Annotated in this window: 15 protein-coding genes, 2 tRNA genes and 1 pseudogene; 7 read left to right on the forward strand and 11 right to left on the reverse strand. The window is 63.5% G+C overall.

The genetic code is table 11. From position 1 onward, the window contains the following. Together G7077_RS02815 and G7077_RS02820 are read left to right on the forward strand one after the other, a co-directional pair. Nucleotides 1-300, forward strand: a complete 300-nt coding sequence (locus tag G7077_RS02815) for a winged helix-turn-helix domain-containing protein (protein ID WP_166410397.1) — start codon at nt 1-3, stop codon at nt 298-300. Between the two features lie 83 nt (nt 301-383). Continuing rightward, on the forward strand, nt 384-623 hold the full coding sequence (locus G7077_RS02820) for a hypothetical protein (protein WP_166410398.1): 240 nt from the start codon (nt 384-386) through the stop codon (nt 621-623). 502 nt (nt 624-1,125) lie between these two features. On the opposite strand, the gene G7077_RS02825 is transcribed toward G7077_RS02820, so the two are convergent. Both G7077_RS02825 and G7077_RS02830 read right to left on the reverse strand, forming a co-directional pair. After that, nucleotides 1,126-1,347 (reverse strand): hypothetical protein, encoded by a 222-nt coding sequence (locus tag G7077_RS02825; protein WP_166410399.1) that lies wholly within the window; start codon nt 1,345-1,347, stop codon nt 1,126-1,128. Between the two features lie 793 nt (nt 1,348-2,140). Beyond that, nucleotides 2,141-2,217 (reverse strand) — tRNA-Arg (locus tag G7077_RS02830). A 103-nt stretch (nt 2,218-2,320) separates the two neighbouring features. Between G7077_RS02830 and G7077_RS02835 the strand changes: the two genes are divergently transcribed. Beyond that, a complete protein-coding gene (locus G7077_RS02835; protein WP_166410400.1) occupies nt 2,321-2,824 on the forward strand; it encodes a hypothetical protein in 504 nt (167 codons plus the stop codon). Here G7077_RS02835 and hemB read toward each other — a convergent pair. Then, nucleotides 2,821-3,816: a porphobilinogen synthase gene (hemB, locus tag G7077_RS02840; protein WP_166410401.1), complete on the reverse strand. Its 996-nt coding sequence runs from the start codon at nt 3,814-3,816 to the stop codon at nt 2,821-2,823. The two genes, G7077_RS02835 and hemB, sit on opposite strands and share 4 nt — an antisense overlap. A 55-nt stretch (nt 3,817-3,871) precedes the next feature. Between hemB and G7077_RS02845 the strand changes: the two genes are divergently transcribed. Next, nucleotides 3,872-4,780: a diacylglycerol/lipid kinase family protein gene (locus G7077_RS02845; protein WP_166410402.1), complete on the forward strand. Its 909-nt coding sequence runs from the start codon at nt 3,872-3,874 to the stop codon at nt 4,778-4,780. On the opposite strand, the gene G7077_RS02850 is transcribed toward G7077_RS02845, so the two are convergent. Then, nucleotides 4,764-6,236 (reverse strand): MATE family efflux transporter, encoded by a 1,473-nt coding sequence (locus G7077_RS02850; RefSeq protein ID WP_166410403.1) that lies wholly within the window; start codon nt 6,234-6,236, stop codon nt 4,764-4,766. The two genes, G7077_RS02845 and G7077_RS02850, sit on opposite strands and share 17 nt — an antisense overlap. Before the next feature lie 8 nt (nt 6,237-6,244). Beyond that, nucleotides 6,245-8,866: a valine--tRNA ligase gene (locus G7077_RS02855; protein WP_166410404.1), complete on the reverse strand. Its 2,622-nt coding sequence runs from the start codon at nt 8,864-8,866 to the stop codon at nt 6,245-6,247. Nucleotides 8,867-9,127: 261 nt separating this feature from the next. On the opposite strand from G7077_RS02855, the gene G7077_RS02860 reads away from it, so the two are divergent. After that, nucleotides 9,128-9,562 (forward strand): OsmC family protein, encoded by a 435-nt coding sequence (locus tag G7077_RS02860; RefSeq protein WP_166410405.1) that lies wholly within the window; start codon nt 9,128-9,130, stop codon nt 9,560-9,562. Nucleotides 9,563-9,646: 84 nt separating this feature from the next. On the opposite strand, the gene G7077_RS02865 is transcribed toward G7077_RS02860, so the two are convergent. From G7077_RS02865 to G7077_RS02880, 4 genes are read right to left on the reverse strand one after another with little or no spacing between them, the layout of a single operon-like run. Then, nucleotides 9,647-11,680, reverse strand: a complete 2,034-nt coding sequence (locus G7077_RS02865) for a S9 family peptidase (protein ID WP_166410406.1) — start codon at nt 11,678-11,680, stop codon at nt 9,647-9,649. A 38-nt stretch (nt 11,681-11,718) separates the two neighbouring features. Continuing rightward, nucleotides 11,719-12,135 (reverse strand): DUF2497 domain-containing protein, encoded by a 417-nt coding sequence (locus G7077_RS02870; RefSeq protein ID WP_246167332.1) that lies wholly within the window; start codon nt 12,133-12,135, stop codon nt 11,719-11,721. A gap of 15 nt (nt 12,136-12,150) precedes the next feature. Further along, the gene (locus G7077_RS02875; RefSeq protein ID WP_206367673.1) at nt 12,151-13,581 is read right to left on the reverse strand and encodes a TolC family outer membrane protein; all 1,431 of its coding nucleotides are present in this window, start codon (nt 13,579-13,581) and stop codon (nt 12,151-12,153) included. Between the two features lie 17 nt (nt 13,582-13,598). Further along, nucleotides 13,599-14,249 carry a protein-L-isoaspartate O-methyltransferase family protein gene (locus tag G7077_RS02880; protein ID WP_166410407.1) on the reverse strand — a complete coding sequence of 217 codons (651 nt, stop codon included), beginning with the start codon at nt 14,247-14,249 and terminating at the stop codon, nt 13,599-13,601. Nucleotides 14,250-14,413: 164 nt separating this feature from the next. On the opposite strand from G7077_RS02880, the gene G7077_RS02885 reads away from it, so the two are divergent. Beyond that, nucleotides 14,414-14,487, forward strand: a tRNA-Cys gene (locus G7077_RS02885). A gap of 431 nt (nt 14,488-14,918) precedes the next feature. Next, nucleotides 14,919-15,552 (forward strand): annotated as a pseudogene (locus G7077_RS02890) (tyrosine-type recombinase/integrase). 178 nt (nt 15,553-15,730) lie between these two features. Here the strand turns inward: G7077_RS02890 and G7077_RS14375 are convergent. Beyond that, the gene (locus tag G7077_RS14375; protein WP_206367674.1) at nt 15,731-17,878 is read right to left on the reverse strand and encodes a phytase; all 2,148 of its coding nucleotides are present in this window, start codon (nt 17,876-17,878) and stop codon (nt 15,731-15,733) included. Next, the gene (locus G7077_RS02900) at nt 17,878-20,706 is read right to left on the reverse strand and encodes a TonB-dependent receptor (RefSeq protein WP_166410408.1); all 2,829 of its coding nucleotides are present in this window, start codon (nt 20,704-20,706) and stop codon (nt 17,878-17,880) included. The genes G7077_RS14375 and G7077_RS02900 overlap by 1 nt, the downstream gene beginning before the upstream one ends. Nucleotides 20,707-20,988: the final 282 nt, after the last annotated feature.

Genomic DNA, 20,988 nt, shown 5'->3' on the forward strand with positions numbered 1-20,988 from the left:
ATGCCTGCGTTCGACATTGGCAAGATCGACGACGTAATCCACGGTCGCATGCGGCTTGGCATCATGGCCTATCTCGCCGACGCTGAAGTGGCGGACTTCAATGAGCTGAAGTCGCTTCTATCGGCCACCCAAGGAAACCTGTCCGTGCACCTCAGTAAGCTGGAGGATGCAGGTTACCTGCGGATCGAAAAGAGCTTCAGCGGACGCAAGCCGCTCACACGTGCCCACATCACTGAGGCTGGGCGAAAGGCTTTTGCCTCCTATCTTGAAGCGCTCGGGCAGTTGATCGTCAAAAGCTGAGCTGTCGAAGTTCTGCAGTCGAGAGATTCAACGTCCGCTTTCCACCCGTTGCGGACATTCGCCCAGTCCGCGAAAGAAGCTCGATGAGGGACAATCAGCGCGGCGACAGGTTCATCGCTCCGGGCACGCCGGTGCGGTATGACGGTCTTGAAGAGGGTGGATCCCAATATGGCATCGTCATTCATTGCTGGAGCGACGATGACCTTGGAGCGCACGACTGTTACGTGGCTTTCTTCGGAGCCGAGATGCCAGCGTTTAAGCCTGCGGAAACACCCTACGTGTTGCGCTATGCGGCTTCCTCGTTGAGCGTCCTAAATGATTGAGCCTCGAACGTCCGCTTACCACCCAAAGCGGACATTCCGATAATCGCTCCCGAGTGTTAGCGTGCAGGCATGACTAACCAGCATGAGTCCAGCCCAGATTACAAATTCATTGGCCCAGACGAGAACGGTGCCTTGCGTCTGGAGATGCCCAGCCTGGATCCCAACCACGGCGGTGAGTTCTTCTGTGTCACTCTAGGTACGGACAAGGATGCGATAGCCGAAGCGATGTGTCGGTGGCTTTGCGCTAATGGCTATGGAGAGATGGAGTGAGCAGACAAGACACTTTGCTGCGAACCGTCATCCGCGAGATTGGTCCCGATGCGGTGCTCTGCATTGACCCTGCTTTGCAGGCCGGCGAGTTCACTTGTTGTGAGGCCAGTCGTAACATGGCGAATCAGCCTTTCGAGGCTTTTGCGGCTCCAAGGCTGCCTTTGCCTGCTTGCTCCGACCCTGACCGCTGCGTCTGCGTCTACAAACTTGTGTTGGGTGACGAGGGCTAAGTTCAGCGTTCCGGCGGCAGAGGTGCGATCTCTGCACCCTTGTGGCCGCATAGCGAGCAGCGGAGCATCTTGGCGGCATCTCCTAGGCCGTAGTTGTGCCGGAACATCCTGAGGAACTGGAGGCCGGTCACTCGGCTGACGTGCTTGCATCCAGGGCAGCGGATCGCCGGATCAACCTTGTGGTGCATGAAGTCGGACACGACTCGAAAGCTCTTGTTGCCCATTCCTCCTGTTCACTGTTCGTTCTGTCTCTGACAAGACGCAACCGGCCGCATTTTGTCCGACGCAGGGTGGTACGTCTCGTGCAGCGGCTTGGTGGTTCGATCGCTGTCTCGGCCCTGCTGTCGCAATCTGCTCGGACCATCGACCCTGTGCAGCGCCAGGTAGGCGACGGCTACAGCGCTGGCACCCTAGACACGACTAAGTCTCGCATCCCGCTCCTGTCGCGTTCGCTCTATCCCAAGCGCAATGTCCTAGGAGATGAGGTGCGTAGCGGGGCGGTGTCGGCCCTGACTTGGCTAGCCAAATTTAGACAGGCACGAGCAAGAACGATCCTGTTCCAAATGCGCTGCTTTCAATGGGTGCAAGGATCGCGTGCTTGGTCGCTCCATAAAAGGAGTCCGCCTGCCCGATGTGCTCTATGATCGCCACTCCCAAAAGGCGGGTGAGCTGACGCGGCAATATGTCTCAAATGAGCTAGAGGCGCCGGGTTGGAAGGATCTCGACAAACCTGCGCGCAAAAATGGCGCTCAAAAGGCCATCAGACGGCGCGTAAGGATGCAAGAGAAAGCATTGGTCTTGGGTGGAATGATGAAGATGAGGCTCCTGACGTGCAGGGTCCCGAGATGTCTGACCCCACTCCTAGTAGCACCTTCCGCCATTGCCCCCGTCCAACACTGACTGAACCGAGTTTCGGAAAGATCGGTTACGGGGCGCGTGATTGCTACGTGATTGCTAGAACGAAAAAGGGGCTTCAAGCTGACAGCCTGAAAGCCCCAATTTGCCCTGTGTTTTCAATGGCGCGCCCGGAACGATTCGAACGTCCGACCCTCAGATTCGTAGTCTGATGCTCTATCCAGCTGAGCTACGGGCGCGCAGGCCAGGTGACTGGCGAAGCGGCGACATAAGGGGATGTGCCAGGGCGCGCAACCCTAGAACTGCCTTGAATCCGGAAGCCTTCCGGGCAAGGAGATCGCAATGCGCCGGTCCGTGTCCCTTCTCGCTTCCTGCTTGATGCTGTGGGGCTGCAGCCAGCCTGGCGGACCTTATCCGTCGCTGCAGCCGCGCGCCGCCGAGGGGATTGACCCGCGCCTTTCGGTCGCGCCACTGTCCGCTCCCGCAGCAGCGAGCGCCCAGCTACTCGCCCGCGCCGACGCGCTCCTTCGGCAGGGCCGAACCGGCAACGACAGCTTTGTATCTGCTATCGCTGAAGCGGAGCGGCTCGCAGCCAGCGCCGGTGCCCGCCAGAGCGAAAGCTGGGTCGTTGCCCAGCAAGCGCTATCGGCGGCCGCAGCCGCACGTTCGGCGACGACGCGTGCGCTGGCGGATCTCGACGCTGTTGCAGCGGGCCAACTGCAGTCTGCAAGCACCATTGCGCCCGCCGACCTGGCGACGATCCAGGCTGCGGCCGCCGAGTTGGCCCGGCTCGACGCTGCGCAGCAGGCGCGGATCGACGCGGTTACCCGCCGCCTCGGAAGCTAGGCGCGGATCAGCCGCGCGGCGTGGAGCGCGTGATAGGTGAGGACGCCGGTCGCGCCTGCCCGCTTGAACGCTAGCAGTGTCTCGAGGATCAGCGCGTCGCGGTCGCCCGCACCGGCAGCCGCCATATGCTCGATCATCGCATACTCGCCGGACACCTGGTATGCGAAGACAGGCACGCCGAAGCGGTCCTTCACCCGCGCGACCACGTCCAGGTAGGGCAGACCTGGTTTCACCATCACCATGTCGGCGCCCTCGGCGAGATCCATTTCCACCTCCCGCAGCGCCTCGGCGCCGTTGGCCGGATCCATCTGATAACCGCGCTTGTCGCCCTTCAGCCTGCCTGACGAGCCGACCGCATCGCGAAACGGCCCGTAAAAGGCGGAGGCATATTTGGCGGCATAGGCCATGATCGCGACGTCGCTGTGGCCTTCACGCTCCAGCACCGATCGGATAGCGCCAACGCGGCCGTCCATCATGTCGGACGGCGCGATGATGTCGGCGCCTGCTTCCGCCTGGACCAGCGCCTGCTGGGCAAGGATGGCGACCGTTTCGTCGTTCAGCACCCTGCCCGCCTCGTCGACGATGCCGTCGTGGCCGTGGGCGGTGTAGGGATCCAGCGCGACATCGGTCAGGACGCCGATGTTCGGCACCGCCGACTTGATCGCGGCGATGGCGCGGCAGATGAGGTTTTCGCGATTGAGCGCCTCGGCCGCGTCCTCCGTGCGGAGCGGCTGCGGCGTGTTGGGGAAAAGCGCGATGCAAGGGATGCCAAGGTCGGCGGCCTCCCGCGCCTTGTCGGCGATCCGGTCGACTGTCCAGCGGCTGACCCCGGGCAAGCTCGCGATCGGTTCCTCGCAACCCTGTCCGTCGCAAATGAACAGGGGCAGGATGAGGTCGCTGGTATGCAGGCGCTGCTCGGCTAGCATCTCACGCATCCAGCCGCTCGAGCGGCCGCGGCGAAGACGGGTGGCGGGATAGGATGGTGCGGTCATCGCACTTGCCCTTACCGATTGGAACTCTTTGGGGCCAGCACCGCTACGCCTTGCAATGAACGACGACCTTCCCCGCCAAGCCGTCCTGGTTGTCAATGTTCACAGCCGGCGTGGGCAAGACGCGTTCGAGCAAGCTTGCGACCTGCTCCGCGGCGCGGGCGTTGACCTGATCGCCGCCCACCCGATCGACGATCCCGAGAAGATGCGCCCCGTCGTCCAGCAGGCGATTGCCGACAAGGCGCCGATGATCATCGTCGGCGGTGGCGATGGATCGCTGTCGAGCACCATCGACGATTTCCTTGGATCGGAGACGGTGTTCGCGCTGCTTCCGCTTGGCACCGCCAACAGCTTTGCCCGCACGCTGGGCGTGCCCCTCGACCTCGAAGGCGCGGTGCAGGTGATTGCCAGCGGCAGGAAACGGCGGATCGACCTTGGCGCGATCGACGGAGACTATTTCGCCAATGCCGCCGCCATGGGCCTGTCGCCGCTGATTGCGGAGACGGTGCCGCACAAGCTGAAGCGCTATCTGGGCATGGTCGGCTATCTGATCTGGGCGGTCAGGGTAGCATTCAAGTTCCGGCCGTTCCGCCTTCACGTCGACGACGGCACCACGCGCCACAAGGTGTGGGCTACGGAGGCGCGAATCGCCAACGGGACCCACCACGGCGGTGTCGAGCTGGTCGAGAATGCCTCGCTCGACAGTGGCGAGATCGTCGTCCAGGCGGTGACCGGCCGCAGCCTTTGGGGTCTGGCATGGAGCTGGTTCACGACCCTGTTCAAGCTGCGCGCGAAGGACCTCACCGTAACGGAATTCCATGGAAAGAAGCTGGAGATCATCGCCCGGCCGCGGCAGAAGATCTCGATCGATGGGGAGCTTAGTGCCCAGACCCCGGTGACGGTCACCGTGGCTCGAGCCGCCGTATGGGTCGCAGCGCCGCGCGAGGAGGTCAGCCCGACGGGTTGAGGGCGCCACCCGGCTCTCGCGTGGCGTTCGCCTGTTCGACGCATTCGTCGTTCCTCGGTTGCTGGTCCACGGCCATCCGCGCGAGCCGCCACTTGCCGTACCTGAAGTAGAGGACGGCCATGACGAGGTTGATCAGCGAGGTCGCGGGAAAGCTGGTCCAGATGGCGTCGGCGCCGAGCCAGGCCTGGGTCGCGAAGATGTAGCCGAAGCGAAACGGAACCAGGCCCACGGCAAGGATGATCAAGGGCGCCCAGACGGCGCCATTGGCGCGGACGGTGGCGAACAGGACCATCATGACGCCGAACAGCAGGAAGTTCCACGTCGCGAGCAGGTGGATGCGTTGGGCGATAGGTAGCGCCGGACTGTCGGCGCCAAGGAACAGCGCGAGCACCGCTCGGTCGGCCAGCGTCATCAGGACGATCAGGATGGCGGTGATCGCCAGCGACTGGAGGATTCCGACCTTGGTGATGCTGCCGACGCGGTCCCACTTGCCGGCGCCGATATTCTGCGAGGCCATGGCGCTGACCGCGGCGCCGAGTGCCATCGCCGGCATCTGGACATAGGTCCACAGCTGCATGGCAACGCCGAAGGCAGCCGCCGTGTCGACGCCTTCGCGGTTGACCATGCCGACTAGGGCGAGTGCGGAGAGCGAAATGACGATCATCTGGATGCCCATCGGCAGACCCTTGAGCGTCATCGTCTTCAGGATGCCAAGGTCGGGCTTCAGGTAGCGCAGCTCGGGCCCACGGAGGCGCAACGGCAGGTCGCGGACGTAGAGCGTGATCAACAATGCGACGAGGCTGACGTAATTGCCGACGAGGGTCGACATGGCCGAACCGGCGATGCCCATCGCAGGGATCGGGCCGATGCCGCGGATGAAGACCGGGTTGAGCCCGCTGTCGAGCAGGACGGCGATGATCATGAACCACAAGGGCGTGAGGCTGTCGCCCGCACCGCGGACCGCCATCATCATCAGGGTGAGCAGCAGGAGGGCCGGAAGCGCGAGGAAGATGACCTTCAGATAAGCAAGCGCCAGCGGCGCCGCATCCGCAGGCGTCCCGAGCAGCTTCAGCACGCCCGGTGCCGCGAAATAGCCGAAGATGGCGGCAAGGATGGTGATGACGGCAAAGCTGCCGGCGATGGTGCCGAAGACCCTCCGCGCAGCATCGACATCGCGGCGTCCCCACGCCTGCCCGATCAGGATGGTTGACGCCATGCCGAAGCCGAACACGAAGGACGACAGCAGGAACATGACCATGTTGGCGTTGGCTGTCGCGGCGAGTGCATTTTCGCCGAGCAGCCGGCCGACCCACATGGCGTTTATCGTGCCGTTCAGCGATTGAAGGATCGAGCTGGCCAGCGTCGGCAGCGCGAACTTCAGCAAGGTCGGGCCGATGCTGCCCTCGGTCAGGTCGCCCCGTCTCGGTGGGCGCCCGTGTTGCTGATCGTTCGGCACGCGGTCTCCTATCCGAGCCGCTCCAACGCGGCGCGGAGGCGTTCGGCTTCACTGGCGCGCTCGTCATGGTCGGCGCGGGCCTTCTCAACGGCTTCCGGCTTGGCCCGGTCGGTGAAATTCGGGTTGGCGAGACGCGTGGCGAGGCTGTCGCGTTCCTTCTCCGCCGCCGCGACGGCCTTGGCCAAACGCGCCTTCTCGGCCTCGAGGTCTATGGCGTCGCCCAGCGGAAAAGCGATCGAGACGCCGTCCACCAGGATTTGCGCCGATCCGGCGGGCACCGCGTCGGCGGCCACGGCGGGGCCGAGCTTCGCCATTCGGGACAGGGTCGCGCGGTTGTTGGCGATGCGTTGCAGCATACCTTCATGGCCGCCGATCACGTGCGGGATCAGTTCGGCGGTCCAGGGGACGTTGAGCTCCGAGCGCATGGCGCGGACCTCGGCAATGAGGGAAACGAGGCCATTCACCTCCCAGCTTGAGACCGGGTCGGCCTGTGCCTCCGGCGCCGGCCACTTAGCGAGGATCAGCTCGTAGGGGCGTGTCTGCGCGTTCCACAGCTCTTCGGTGACGAACGGCATGAACGGGTGGAGCATGACGAGAATCTGATCGAATGCCCAGGCGGCGACCCGCTTGGTCTCTTCGTCGAAGGCGCCCTTGATGAGCTCCACATACCAGTCGCAGAAACTGCCCCAGGTGAAGTGGTAGATGGCGTCGGCCATGCCGTCGAAGCGGAGGTCGTCGAAGGCCTTGTCGAGCTTCGCCAGGGTGTCGACCACCTCGCCGATGATCCAGCGATTGACCGGCAGCGTGGCTTCGGGCGCCGCGATGCTGTCGGAGGCGCCGACTCCGTTCATCTGCAGGAAGCGGGCGGCGTTCCAAAGCTTGGTTGCGAAGTTGCGGTAGCCCTCGACGCGCTTCTCATCGAGCTTGATGTCGCGGCCCTGGCTTTCCATCGCCGCCATGGTGAAGCGCAGCGCATCGGCGCCGTACTTGTCGATGAGCCCGAGCGGGTCGACGGTATTGCCCTTCGACTTGGACATCTTCTGCCCCTGAGCGTCGCGGACGAGGCCATGGAGGTAGAGCGTGCGCCACGGCACCTCCCCCATGAACTCCAGCCCCTGCATCGCCATGCGCGCATCCCAGAAGAAGAGGATGTCGAAGCCGGAAATGAGGACATCGTTGGGGTAGTGGCGCTGGAGGTCGTGCGTCTGTTCGGGCCAGCCTAGGGTAGCGAAGGGCCAAAGGGCCGAGCTGAACCACGTGTCGAGGACGTCCTCGTCCTGACGCAGTTCAACGCCCTCGCCAGCTTCCTGTTGTGCTTCTTCAAATGTTTCCGCGACAAAAATATTGCCGTCGACATTGAACCACGCCGGAATGCGGTGGCCCCACCACAGCTGGCGCGAGACGCACCAGGGCTGAATATTCTCGAGCCAGTTATACCAGGTCTTCGACCAGCTTTCGGGAACGATCTTGATCTCGCCCGAGCGGGTCGCGGCCATTGCGCGGTCGGCGGCTGGCTTGACGTCGAAATACCATTGGTCGGTCAGCCAGGGCTCGATTACCACGCCCGAGCGGTCGCCGAACGGGGTGGCGATGACACGGTCCTCGACCTTCTCCAGCGTTCCGTCCGCTTCGAGCATTTCGACCACCCGTTTGCGGGCATCGAAGCGATCGAGGCCGAGCAGGTCGGCGGGGATCAAGCCGTCGCTGGATTGGGCAATGCGCCCCTGCCCGTCGAGCATGTTGAGCATCTCGCCCGGTTTGAAGCCGGCGCGCTTGCCGACCTCGTAGTCGTTGAAGTCGTGGCCGGGGGTGATCTTCACCGCGCCGGAGCCGAGTTCCGGATCGGCATGTTCGTCGGTGATGATGGGAATGAGGCGGCCGGTGATCGGCAGGCGGACCTGCTTGCCGACGAAGCTGCGGTAGCGTTCGTCCTCAGGGTGAACGGCGACGGCCATGTCGGCGAGCATCGTCTCGGGCCGGGTCGTCGCCACGCTGATGTGGCCGCTGCCGTCGGCGAGCGGGTAGCGGAGGTGCCAGAACTTGCCGGGAACCTCCTTGGTCTCGACCTCCAGGTCGCTGATCGCGGTTTGGAAGCGCGGGTCCCAGTTCACCAGGCGCTTGTCGCGGTACAGGAGGCCGCGCTTGTGAAGCTCGACGAAAACCTTCGTGACCGCGGCGGAAAAGCCCGGGTCCATGGTGAAGCGCTCGTTCCGCCAGTCGCACGAGGCGCCCAGGCGGCGGAGCTGGCGGGTGATCTGGCCGCCGCTCTCCTCCTTCCACTGCCAAACGCGCTCGACGAAGCCCTCGCGGCCGAGGTCGGTGCGCTTCTTCTGCTCGGCGTCGAGTTGTCGCTCGACAACCATCTGGGTGGCGATGCCGGCATGGTCGGTGCCGACCACCCACAAGCTGTCCTTGCCGCGCATCCGCTCGCGACGGATCAGGATGTCCTGCAGCGTATTGTCGAGCGCGTGGCCGATGTGGAGCGAGCCGGTGACGTTGGGCGGCGGCATGACGATGGTGAAGGGCTCGGCGTCCGGGCGCTCCGGCCGGAACAGGCCATTCTCCTCCCAATGCGCGTACCAGCGCGTTTCGACGGCAGATGGATCGAAGGTCTTGGGGAGCTCGCTCATGGCTGAGCCGCGTAACGGTGAGTCGCGCCCGCTTCAACCGCCGGTCTGTTGGACAAAATAGGAGTTTTCCCGAGGGCAAGTTGACTCGGGTGACGCGCTGGCAAGGTTTGCACGTTAGCCCGCAAGTGACGCCTTTGTTCGGCAATCTGCCATACCGGTTGGTTTATGCTTACAACACTGTACCAGATAGGTTGTATGTAGGACAGTTTGGAAACCGTCGTCGACGCCGTATACCTGCCGTCATCGGACCTAGGAGGTATCATGATCACACGGACGGCGATGGCGCGCTACGAGGGCATGGGCAAGACCGGCAAGGGCTGGATATCGACGCAGTCAGGCGTTCTTCAGGAGCAACGCTACGGCTTTGGCACCCGCTTCGAAAACGAGCCGGGCACAAATCCGGAGGAACTGATTGCCGCCGCGCATGCGGGTTGCTTCACCATGGCGCTGTCCTTCCAGCTGGCCGGCAAGGGGATGAACGAGGGCAGCCTGCAGACCACCGCCAAGGTGAAGCTCGACCAGGACGGGGACGGGTTCAAGATCAGCCGGTCGGACCTCGAACTGACGGCGGACGTGCCAGGCATTTCCGAGGATGAGCTTCGGGCGCTTGCGGAGGCTGCGAAGGCGGGTTGCCCGGTGTCGAAGCTGATGAATGCAGAGATGACGTTGACGGTGACCGTCGGAGGTGCAGCTTAACTCAGCGTCACCCTGAACTTGTTCCAGCGTCCGGTCCCAGGCGATGGCTTGGAGTTGGATGCTGAAACAAGTTCGCTTGGCGGGTCAGCGTTTGAGATAGCGCCCCATCCAGCCGAACACCTCGTCATACCACTGGATCGAGTTCTTGGGCTTGAGCACCCAATGGTTCTCGTCCGGGAAGACAAGCAACCGTGAGTCGACGCCGCGGCGCTGGAGCGCCGTGAAGGCGGCGAGCCCCTGGGTGTAGGGGATGCGGAAGTCCTTCTCGCTGGTGATCACCAGCATCGGCGTCTTCCACTTGGTGACATGGTGGACCGGGTTCCAGCGTTCAAAGGCTTCAGGGTCCTCGTAATAGGTCTTGCCGCCATGTTCCCACTCGTCGAACCATAGCTCCTCGGTCTCGTACGCCATGGCGCGGGCGTCGAAGACGCCGTCGTGCTGGACGAGGCATTTGAAGCGGTCGGGCCACTGGCCCGCGATCCAGTTCATCATGTAGCCGCCATAGCTGGCGCCGAGCGCACAGGCATTGGCGGCGTCGAGCTGCGGGTCCTGCGCGGTGGCGAAAGCGAGACCCTTCTGCAGATCCTCGAGCGGCTTGCCGCCCCAGTCGTTGCGGATGCTGTCCGTGAACGCTTGGCCGTAGCCGGTGGAGCCGTGGAAATCGACGCTGACCACGCCATAGCCGGGCGACGCGAACAGGCGCGAGTTCCAGCGATAGGACCAGGCGTTGCCGAAGCTGCCCTGCGGTCCGCCGTGGACGACGAAGGCGATGGGGAGCTTGGCGGTCGCACCTTTCGGCTTGACCTTGATGCCCCACACCCTGTCGCCGTTGGCGCCGGCGAAGCTGAAGCGGTCTAGGGTGACGGGATCGAGCTCCGCCAGCAGGTCGCGGTTGACGGCGGTCAGCTGCGTGCTGCGGCCGCGGCGGTCCAGGCGATAGAGGTCGTCGGGCGCGAAGACGCTGTTGGAGGTGTAGAGGACATCTCCATTCGGCAGCGCGCGGACGTTGCCGGCATGGCCTTCGCGCGTCAGGCGGGTGACCCTGCCGCTGGCGGCGTCGACGCGAAATACCGGTTCTTCGAGCGTATCGCCGGCGGTGACGATCAGGCTTTCGCCGTCGGGTGCCCAGGCCATGCCGCTGACCGACCGGTCCCAATTCTGTGTCAGGGCACGCGTCGTGCCGCTCGCGATGTCGCGCAGCATCAGCACCTGGCGGTCGGCTTCAAAGCCGGCTCGGGCCATGGAGACGTAGGCGAGCGTGCGCCCGTCGGGGGAAACGGCGGGAAGATTGTCGGTGCCGTCATTCGGGTCGGTTAGGTTGACGGGCGCGCCGCTGCCGTCGCTCGGCGCCGCGAAGATGTCGAGGTTGGTGGAGGTCGCCTCGATCCGCCCCGCTTCGCGAAGGGCGAAGAAGATGGTTCGGCCGTCGCGCGAGAAGGCGATCTCCTCGCCGCCGCCGAACGGCTTGGAAGGTGTGTCGCCTTCAAGCTCACCAGTCAGGCGAATGCCCGGGCCGGTCACGCGGCCGTTTTCAAGCGGGAAACCGTAGATGCGCGAGCGATTGCCCGGCTCTGCCCACGTGTCCCAGTGGCGGACGAAGAGCTTGTCGTAGGTGCGGCCGGAGCCTTCGGGCTTCGCCGCGAAGGTGGTCGCGGCGCAGGCGAGGTCGGGGCAGTCGGGGCGGTCGGCCCAGACGATCAGGCGGTCGCCGGAGGGCGCGATCTTGAAGCCGGAGATATCCGCTCCGAAGTCGCTAATGGGGGTGGCGGTGCCGCCTACGGCCATGCGGTGGAGCTGGTCCCGCTCCCCGACCGCCTTTAGGAAATAAAGCGCGCCGTCGGGGCCGAACACCGCATCGTGGCCGCCTTCCGCACTTGCCAGCAGCTGGGGTGTCGCGCCGGGGGTGCGAAGGTCCAGCAAGTGCAAGCGGTTGTTGCGCCTATTCTTGGCAAGATCGGTGTCGGAGATGGTGAACACCGCCCAGCGGCCGTCCGGCGAGACTTCGGGTGCGCCGAGACGATGCATCATGTGCATGTCCGTGGCGGTCATCGGCCGGGCGCATGCAGCGGAGGAGAGAAGCGCAGCAGCGGCTGCGGCGATCAGGAGCGAAGATTTCATGGGTTGCAGGCGTAACGGTCCGCCCGCACCTGTTCAACTCAAGAGAGCGGGCGGCCCGTAATCCGCGAGATCTCGCGCTTCACATGCTCGTCGACCAGCTTGGGGAGGTGATCGTCGAGCCATTGCTTGAGGATCGGCCGGAGCATTTCCCGGACCATTTCCTCCAGCGGGTTGACGGCCGGTGGAGGCGGCGCGCTTGCGGCGACGGCGGCCAGCGTCTCGATCGACTGCCGGCTGGTCTCGGCAACACTCTGGTCGAGCAAGGGCGGGCCGAGGTCCATGGGCGGTGCCAGGGGCTCGTTCAGTTCGAGCACCTCATCCTCCGCCTCGTCCTGCTCCGGCTCAGCCTCCATACGCGTGGTGATATGGCCGCGCTGCTCCTTCTCCTCCGCGATCACCTTTTTGATCGAGGCGAGGATATCTTCCATCGAGGGTTCGCGGCCGGCGGACTGCATGACGCCAGATATCGCCTATTGCGCGGGCGGTGTCACCACTGGTGTTTCGGCGGGAGTGACGGTGCGGGTCGCAACCGCCGTGTGCTGCGGCTCGCCCGCCCAGTCGTTCCAATTGCCCGCGACGCGGCGATAGTTGCCGAGCGGGTCGTAGAGCGGTCCGCCGTCGAGGCCCAGATCGTCCGCCTCCGCCTGCCCCATGGCGTTCAGAAGCTGGAAGCCGGCGACGTAGGAGTCGCGCTTGGCGGTGACGAGCGCGACCTGCGAGTTCAGCAATTCCTGCTCGGCATTAAGGACGTCGAGCACGGTGCGGGTGCCGACGCTGCGTTCCGCGCGGGCACCTTCAAGCGCAAGCTCGTTGGCCTGGACGGCCACGGTGTTAGATTGAATCGCGCTTTGCGCGGCCTGGTAGGTCGCGAAGGCGGACTGGGTATTGGCGACCACCGCACGTTCGGTGCCGACCAACTGCTCCAGACGCTGGCCTTCGAACGCCTGAGCCTGGCGGATCCGCGCCGACGGCAGGCCCCCCTGGTAAAGCGGGATTCGGGTGCTGACACCGACGCTAGTCGCCGAGCCGGAGCGCGGCGTGCCGCCGGTGTCCCCTGAAACGGTGTTGACGTAATCGCCCGATGCGACTGCCGACACGGTCGGAAGGCGGCTGGCCTGCGCGACGCGGACGTCGCGGCCGGCTGCGGTCGCTTCACGCTGGATGGCGATGAGGTCTGGATTGTTGGCGAGCGCAATCTGCACCGCTTGCTCCGGCGTTGCCGGGAGCGGCGGCAAGGGCGGCGGCGGCGCGAGCACGCCCGGCGCGCGACCGACGACGCGGCGATAATTTTCCTCGCTTCCGCGAAGACGACCCTGCGCGGTGGCGAGGTTCGAGTTGCCGAGCTGAAGGCGGGCCTCCGACTGGGCGACGTCCGTCCGGGTAAGATCGCCGATCTCAAACCGGTCGCGAGTCGCCTCGAGGTTGGTGGTGAGAACGCGAACGTTGTTCTGGTTGAGTTCGACAATGGCGCGATCGCGGATCACGTCCATGTACGCAGCGACGGCTTCGGTGAAGGTGTCGCCTTCGACGGCGCGAAGGGTTGCGCGGCCGCCCTCGACGCGGATCCGCGCCGCCTCAATGCTGTTGCGGACACTGCCGCCGTTGAACAACGGGTAGCTAAGGTCGACACCGCCCGACACATACGGGCCCTTGCCAAGGCGACGAAGCGAGCCGCTCTGCGTCAGGTCCCGGTTGAGGCCGACCGTTGCATTGACCTGCGGACGACCGGCAGCGCGCGCAATGGCGACGTTGGCGTCGGTTGCGCGGAGGCTTTCACGTTGTGCAGTGATGGTCGGGTTGTTGGCGTAGGTGGACACCAGCGCCTCCCGAAGCGTGTCGGCCGACGCCGAACCCGCGGCAAGCGTGAGCAGAGAGGACCCGAGAGCGATCTTGCGAAACACGAGGCGCACCTTTCGCGCTAGAATGTGAACGAGTGGTGACGGCGGAAGCCGGGGAGAGCCGGAACACCCGCGTCATTGATCGAGAGATAGCCGAACGCCCCGCCCGCCTTGCGGCCGACGATGAGCCGAGTGACGCCGCGTTCGGAAAGCGCAGTCCCGAGCCGCCCGCCAGGAGCAAGCTGGTCGGTGATCGCGTCGGGAATGTAGTCCACCGCGCCATCGATCAGGATAACGTCGTAGGGCCCCGTGGCAGGATAACCAGCCTCCAGATCACCCTGCACGATCGCCACGCTTTCCGCCTGGCCGATGGCCAGAAGGTCCGCCTCTTGTTCGAGAGCAGTGACCTGCAGGCCAATGTCTGCAAGCAGCGCGGCCGCGTAGCCCGTGCCGGCGCCGACCACCAATGCCTTCTCACCCGCCTGGGGCGCAATCTGGGTCAGCAGCTGCCCGTGAACCGAACAGGCGCTCAGGAAGCGGCCGTGCCCGAGCGGCAATGCCCGGTCGATGTAGGCGATCGGCTGCACCTCCGCCGGAACAAAGCGCTCGCGCGGCACCCGTCCCATCGCGGCAAGCACGCCGGCGTCGGTCACGCCTTGCGGCTTCAGCTGACTGTCGACCATTGCGCGGCGGGCAGCCGCATAGTCGGGAACGGGCGCGTGAAGAGTCATTGCTGTTATATGCCGCTAATACACCTAGGTTGCAAGCAGGCTCTTATCGCCAGCGGCAGGCTTTTGCCAACCGCCGTTGGTCGAACGGACGCGCGGCGTCGACCGGGGGTCGGCAAGTTCACGCTTGACCCTGAGGGCCAAGCCGGGGAAAGGCGCTTCTTCTCGGCCCGATGGCGGAGTGGTTACGCAGAGGACTGCAAATCCTTGCACGCCGGTTCGATTCCGGCTCGGGCCTCCACCCACATTCAGAGTTATGAGTCTCCGGCGCAAGCCGGAGACGAATGGCGGACTTCCGCGGCTTTTATCCTGCCCTTCCTAACGCGGAGATTGCCTCGCGCACTTTGAAGGCCTCCGTTCTGCGTCCAAGTCTCCACGGCAAGATCCGCCCGTCAGGTTTGAAGCTTAACATAAGCCTCGCAAGCAGTTGTCGTTTCTAGCGCTGCTAATGACTCTGAGCAGACGCTCAGCTCCGAAGGTAGAGCAGCTGGAACCCGGCCATTGTTGAGCAAGGCCCAAGTCTGGAAAGACCCATACTCAGACGTTGAAGTTTTGATCGGCTTTGCCGGTGAGCGGACGTCCGTTCATCTTCCGGACTTGGAGCAGCAAGTCACATGCACAGATCCTCCGCTCGTTGTCTCCCCGGCCGCTGTTGGCCTGAGGAGATGAAGCATGGGACACGCAATTCACGATCCCGATCAGGAAGACCGCCCCGCGTGGAACGTTGGCCGTAAGCTAGGTGCCAAGCGGCCGCTCCTGCCCAAGCAGGTTTGGGCCGTGCGCTTCTTTCTGGAGCAGGAGCATCGCCTCCGAGATCGCGCCCTCTTTGACCTTGCGATCGACAGCAAGCTTCGCGGGTGCGATCTCGTCAAAATCAAGATCGATGAACTGGTAAGCGGGGCTCGCATCCGTCAGCGGGCGATCATCATTCAACAGAAGACTGGCCGGCCAGTTCAGTTCGAGCTTTTGGAACCTGCTCGCACAAGCTTGCTCCAGTGGCTTGAGCGGCGTGGTGGCGCGCTGGATGAGTATGTCTTTCCAAGTCGGGCTGACCGGCTAATGCACATGAGCACTCGACAGTACGCCCGGCCTTGTTGACGAGTGGGTGACCGCGATCGGTCTGCGTCGGGAGGACTACGGCACCCACTCGCTCCGGCGCACGAAGGCAGCTCTTATTTACAAGCAAACAGGCAATCTGCGTGCAGTGCAGATCTTGCTCGGTCACACCAAAATCGAGACCACTGTCCGCTACCTTGGTGTCGAAGTCGAAGACGCTCTCGCACTGGCAGAGGCAACCGAGATATGAACATAGGGGTGGGCCGGTGCGCCAGCCCACCTTCTCCCCGCCTGGCTCGTCCGTAACTCTTCGATTGTTGCCGCTGCGGGCGGACTAGATCTGCTTAACCGCGGAACGTCTGCTTTGGGTGGAAAGCGGAACTTCCGGTTTTGCGCATATCAACGAAGCCTCAGTGCTCCGACAAAGCCTAAGGCTTGTCGAGCGCTTCAGAGACGAGGCTATTCGCTCGCGGCCACCCCCAGGCGCCCAGTAGAATTTCGAACAAGCGAGTGTTTGGAAAGTAGCCGCCTACCTTCTCAGCACCGGCTCCAGTAGCAAGAACGGGCACCTCCTCTGCTGTGTGACTGTCGTTGACAAGCACGTTCTTGAGGCGAGCGACCGGCGCCTTACTAGCAGCTGCTTTCCACGCGTCGTAGCCAGACAGAAGGGCTTCGCCGCGCTTTCCGCCGTCGACCTGAAAGCCGAACGAATGATCGGCAGTGAACAACAGCAGAGTATCACGGAGATCCACTCGACGTTCCACCTCTGCGATTAGCTGATCGAAGCGGGCCACGTTCTGCAGGCCTTTGAAAGGGTCGTCAGTGTGCGCGTCCCACTCCACCACTAGAAAGTAGCCCTGAGGAGATGTCTGCAGGATGTCTAACGCTCGCAAGGTGGCTGCGTGCACGTCCATGCTGTCGCCTACGACCACCGGGCGGCGCTGCTTGGCAGGGACTTCCTCCAGAGAAGAATATATCGGGCGATCATGCGCTTTGCCGAGCGACTCTAGCGTGGTGCCATGCGGAAGCTGATCGCTGATCTTCTGGCGGCCGGCGCCAAACAGCACATCCACCCCGTCGCCGAACCTAGGTGCAAGTGCCTGAGGAAAGATCTCGCCCCACTTCGAACGATCGTTTGCGTGAGCATAGGTGGCGGCTGGTGTTGCATCCGCGATCGACTGACTGCTGATGACCCCCGTCACCAAGCCTCGTTCCTCCGCATACTCGAGTAACGTTTTGCGAGGCGTACCATTCCGCTGGCCGCGAACGGCATCGGGACCTTGGCTGATCACCCCGTTTCGCGTCTTAGTACCAGTCATGATGGCCGACATGCCATTGGCGGAGTCAGACACAAATTCGTCAACAGGCGATGTCTCGCTAAGTCCAAGATTAGGCCACTGCTGAACATGAAGTTTGAGGGGTGCGCCATAAGCAAGCAGGCTGGCCCCATTCAGGACCGACACACCTCCAGCATCCGCAAGAAAGACAATAACGTTTTTCGCACGGGGCGGCTGAGTCGACTGCTGACGGGTAGTTGCCGGGCTCGAAAGCGTGGCGAGCACATCCCGCCAGCTTACTAGCTTGAAGTTCTGGCCTCGAGGCGCGTTCACTCCATCCTGCACGACCAGCAGCCCGAGCGGGTATGCGGGTCCGAAGTTGCCCGGATGAAAGGCGATGCCATCGGTTTCTTCCGTCGCGCCCAACGCCCCAGGTGCGACCTGAAAACGGCCCGCAGGCTTTAGGTCGGGCAGGCGGAACAAGGCGTAAGCATTGTCACCTTGGCTGGATGCGATCAGATAGCCGCCGCTGCGCCCTTCAGGAGCAAGCGCCAGACCTTCGACATCGGCAATCAGCTGCTGGTTGTCAGCCCGCGCAATAAGTTGCCCGGTTGTCGGCGCGGATGCTCGCGCGTCGAAGCGCCAAATGCCGACATCTTCCTCTCCGACGAACAGGGTGCGGGAACGGGGATCGACGACGCAGCCTTCGGGCTGGCTCGCGACTTTGAGGGTGCGGACGATCGTGCTTCGAGGGGCTCCATTGGCAAGATCGATCCGCATCTGGTGAATGCGGCCCTCCTTCAGGACGGAAAAGGCATGAACTTGGCCTGCCTCGCGCCAGAGGCAGATGCCGTAGCCTTCACCCATCCCGCCATCGACGAAGCCGAGCGCCGTCAGCTTGCCGGTGGCGCCATCCAGCCGGAACAGCCGCAGCTTGGCGGCGGCGGGGTCGTTGCGGTCGCTCGCGGCCACCAGGATACCCTGCCGCCCGAGATCCAGAAGGTCGACATTGTTGAGCCGTCCCGACGGGTTGAAGTCGCGCACCTTGCCGTCGAGCCCGTAAACGTAGAGCCCCGCTTTCTTGTCGGTGCCCACGATCAAGCTGGCCGACGGATTGCGGCGGTTGCGCCAGATGGCGGGATCGTCCGCCGCATCGGCGTTGGCAGTTCCAACCGGCACTGTCTCGCCACGGGCCATGACGTTGAAGGTAGCAACTGGCGACGGCGGGGCTTGCGCCACAGCCGCCGCACAGCCGCTTGTCAGAAGCGCCGCAAGTCCAGCGGCTCCCCTGCCTTTCATCAAAAGTTCACCCGCACGCCGGCGGTGTAGCGGCGGCCAAACCGCTCCCACTCGATCGTATAATCCTCGCGATTGGGCGAGTTGATGCCGGTGGCGCGCAGAAGGCTGCCTGGATCGGAGAAGCGGCGGCCCGGTTTGTTCAGCAGGTTCGATCCGTCGACATAGACTTCGACATTGCGGTTGATCGCGTAGCGCGCCGAGAAGTCCAGTTCGTCATCGTCGTACCAATACGTGTCACCGGCGGCGGCAAGATCGTCCGCGATGCCATCGAGCCACTTGCTGCGAAACTGATAGTTGAGGCGGAGCGAGAGGCCGTACTTCTCGTAATAGCTGCCGATATTGTAGACGAGGTCGGAGGTGCCGGGCAGCCGCACCTTGCGGTTCGGGATGGCACCGATCGCCGGTTTGGTGACCTTGCTGTCGTTGAAGGTCACATTTCCGCTGACACCGAAGCCGCCGAGCCAGGCTGGTACGCCCAGCGATTCGGTCCAAGGATCAAGCTGGAGCTGGGCCGCCACTTCCGCACCGAAGATGCGCCCGTCACCGCCGTTCGTAATGCCGCTGAACACAAACCCGGAGCGATCGACTCCGTTGCTGTCCAGCGCGCTGGAGCCGAACGGCCGCCGCTGCGTGTAAAGCACGTCCTTGACCTTCTTGTAGAAAACGCCGGCCATCAAATAACCCTGCGGACGCAGATACCATTCGACGTAGGCGTCCACGCCATAGGCGCGCTCCGGCTTCACGCCAGGGTTACCGCCGGAGATCGTCTCGTTGGTGTCGTTGACGACGACGTTGGGACGAAGCTGGTCATAATCGGCACGCGCGGCACCGCTGTTGAACGACAAGCGCAGCTTCTTGGTGTCGTCGAGATTGTAGTTGAAGTGCAGGCTTGGGAAGACCAGCGAGTTGTCGCTCTTGGCCGTCACTTGTCCGGTCACACCGGCGACAGTCGCCTCGGCGATCCCGCGGTTCTCCACCCGCTCGAAACGGGCGCCGCCGACTACGGAGCCCCATCCGTAGCGCAGGGTCGCCATCAGGTAAGCCGCATAGACACGTTCGCGCACGTCGTAGATGTTGCCAGTGGCGGGCAGGAAGGTGCCGACCTTCTTGGCGGCATCTGCCGCATCGCGCATGGCGTCTTGGTCAAAATAATGAAAGGTGTAGCCAAGCGGGATTTCACCGAGGAAATCGCGGTCGAGCGAGAAGTCGGTATAATTCGTCGAGATGCCGGCCGCGGCAAATTGGGCGGCGGTGTTCAGGACCAGCTGGTTCTCATCCACCGTCTTGGTGCGCTGATCGAACTGAAAGCCAGCCTTGATGGTCGCCTCTCCGCCCATCAGAGGCAGGTCTTTCGCGATCGAGGTCCGGGCCGTGTAGGCGTCCGTCGTATCGACCGCGTCGAGCAGGGTCAGCGAGCTCAGCGGCTTGGTGAAGCTGTCGATGTCGGTCACCTGATCGCCCGCGGTGTAGCGCGTCGGACTGGACAGCTGGATGGTGCGGAAGATGGTGAGGTCGCTACGGTCCGGATCACTGAAGTCGTAGCGGACGGTCGGGCGAAGGTTGCGCGAGCTGGGGCTGTCCCAGCTCGCCTCACCGACGACCGAACGATCGTCCTTGGAGCGGGTGAAATTGCCGAGCCAGTTCCAGTGCCACCCACCGCCGAAATCGTGATTGCCTTCCAGGCTGTTGGTGAAGATCGACTGGCGAAACGCGCGCAGCGTTGAACGCTGGCGAATGTCGATGCCGTAGACCGTGCCCTGAAAGGGCGTGTTGCCAATGCAGACATCGGCATAGCCGCTGGTGGTCGGCGTGGTGTTCACCGTCGGAGTGCAATCGGCCGTGTTGGCAACCAGGTCGCCCTGGCGATCGTCGAGGTCGAAGCGATAATTGTCGCGCGCTTCGTCATCGGTGAAGATGGTATAGATCGACCGCAGCGAGATTTCGTGCCCGTCGGCGGGGCGATAATCGAGGCGGCCAGAGAAGGAGTAGTTCTTGCGGGTCAAACGGTAGAGCTTGTTCTCCGTTTCATGCGCCCAGAAGCGGGTTTCATAACCTGGGCCGCGGTCGGCGCTGACCTGCTCATAATCATTCTCGAAATTGTCGGTGATCATGCCGCGCTGATAGTAAGATGCGGAAAGCAGGGCGCCGATCTCGCCCGCGCCTACCTTCCAGCGGTCGGAGAGCACGCCCGACACTTCGTAGGACTTGCGGTTGCCATATTCGGCGATGCCTGCACCTACCTTACCGGCGAAGTGCAGCCCACGGAAATCGAAGGCCGAGCGGGTCACGATGTTGACGTTGCCCGCGATGGTCTCGCCCGGCATGTCCGGAGTCACCGCCTTGGAGACGATGATCTGCTTGGCGATCGCGGACGGAATGGAATCGAAGCGGGCATCGCGGCCCTCGGGGCTGACCACGTTTAGTCCGTCGAACGAGAGGGTGGTCCAATAGTTGGGCGCGCCGCGAAGGCTGATGTAGCGGGCTTGGCCCTGGTCGCGTTCAACGGCGACACCCGGCAAGCGGCTGGCGGCCTGGGCGATGTTCTGGTCGGGCAAGCGGCCGACGGCATCAGACGCGGCGACCGCGACGATAGAGTCCGATTTGCGTTGAACGTTCAACGCGGCCGCTTCCGACTCCGCGATCGGCCGGCTGCCAGTGACAACGATCTCATCTAGAGCAATGTCTTCGGTGGTGTTGCTGTCAGTAGCGAGGCTTCCCTCCTTGGCAGGAGGGGTCGGCGACTGCTGCGCCAGAGCCTGACTCGACCAGCCGGCAGCCAATGCGAAAGAGTAAGCGCCGCAAAGCGCAACAGCACGTACCGACTTCATTTGAACCCCCAGCTTTCCAATTATCGGGCTGGGGTAGGTTTTGGCGGTTACAGGCCGAGTTCACTTCCATGTCAGTTGGGCGACTCAATTGTTAGTCGGAAGTGACGGCCCGCTTATTGATCCTTCAGTCGGTCGTACGCTGCTGCCTTGCAACGACAAAGCGTGGCAAGCTCCAGCAACGCCCTGCTAACATCGGTCTGCATCGTTGCGGCAAGCATCTCGCTTACCCGCGCCATTTCTCGAAGCTTTTCAGACGAACTCCGCAATGGGAACACCTCAGGC

The sequence above is a fragment of the Sphingomonas piscis genome, assembly GCF_011300455.1.
Taxonomy (GTDB): domain Bacteria; phylum Pseudomonadota; class Alphaproteobacteria; order Sphingomonadales; family Sphingomonadaceae; genus Sphingomicrobium; species Sphingomicrobium piscis.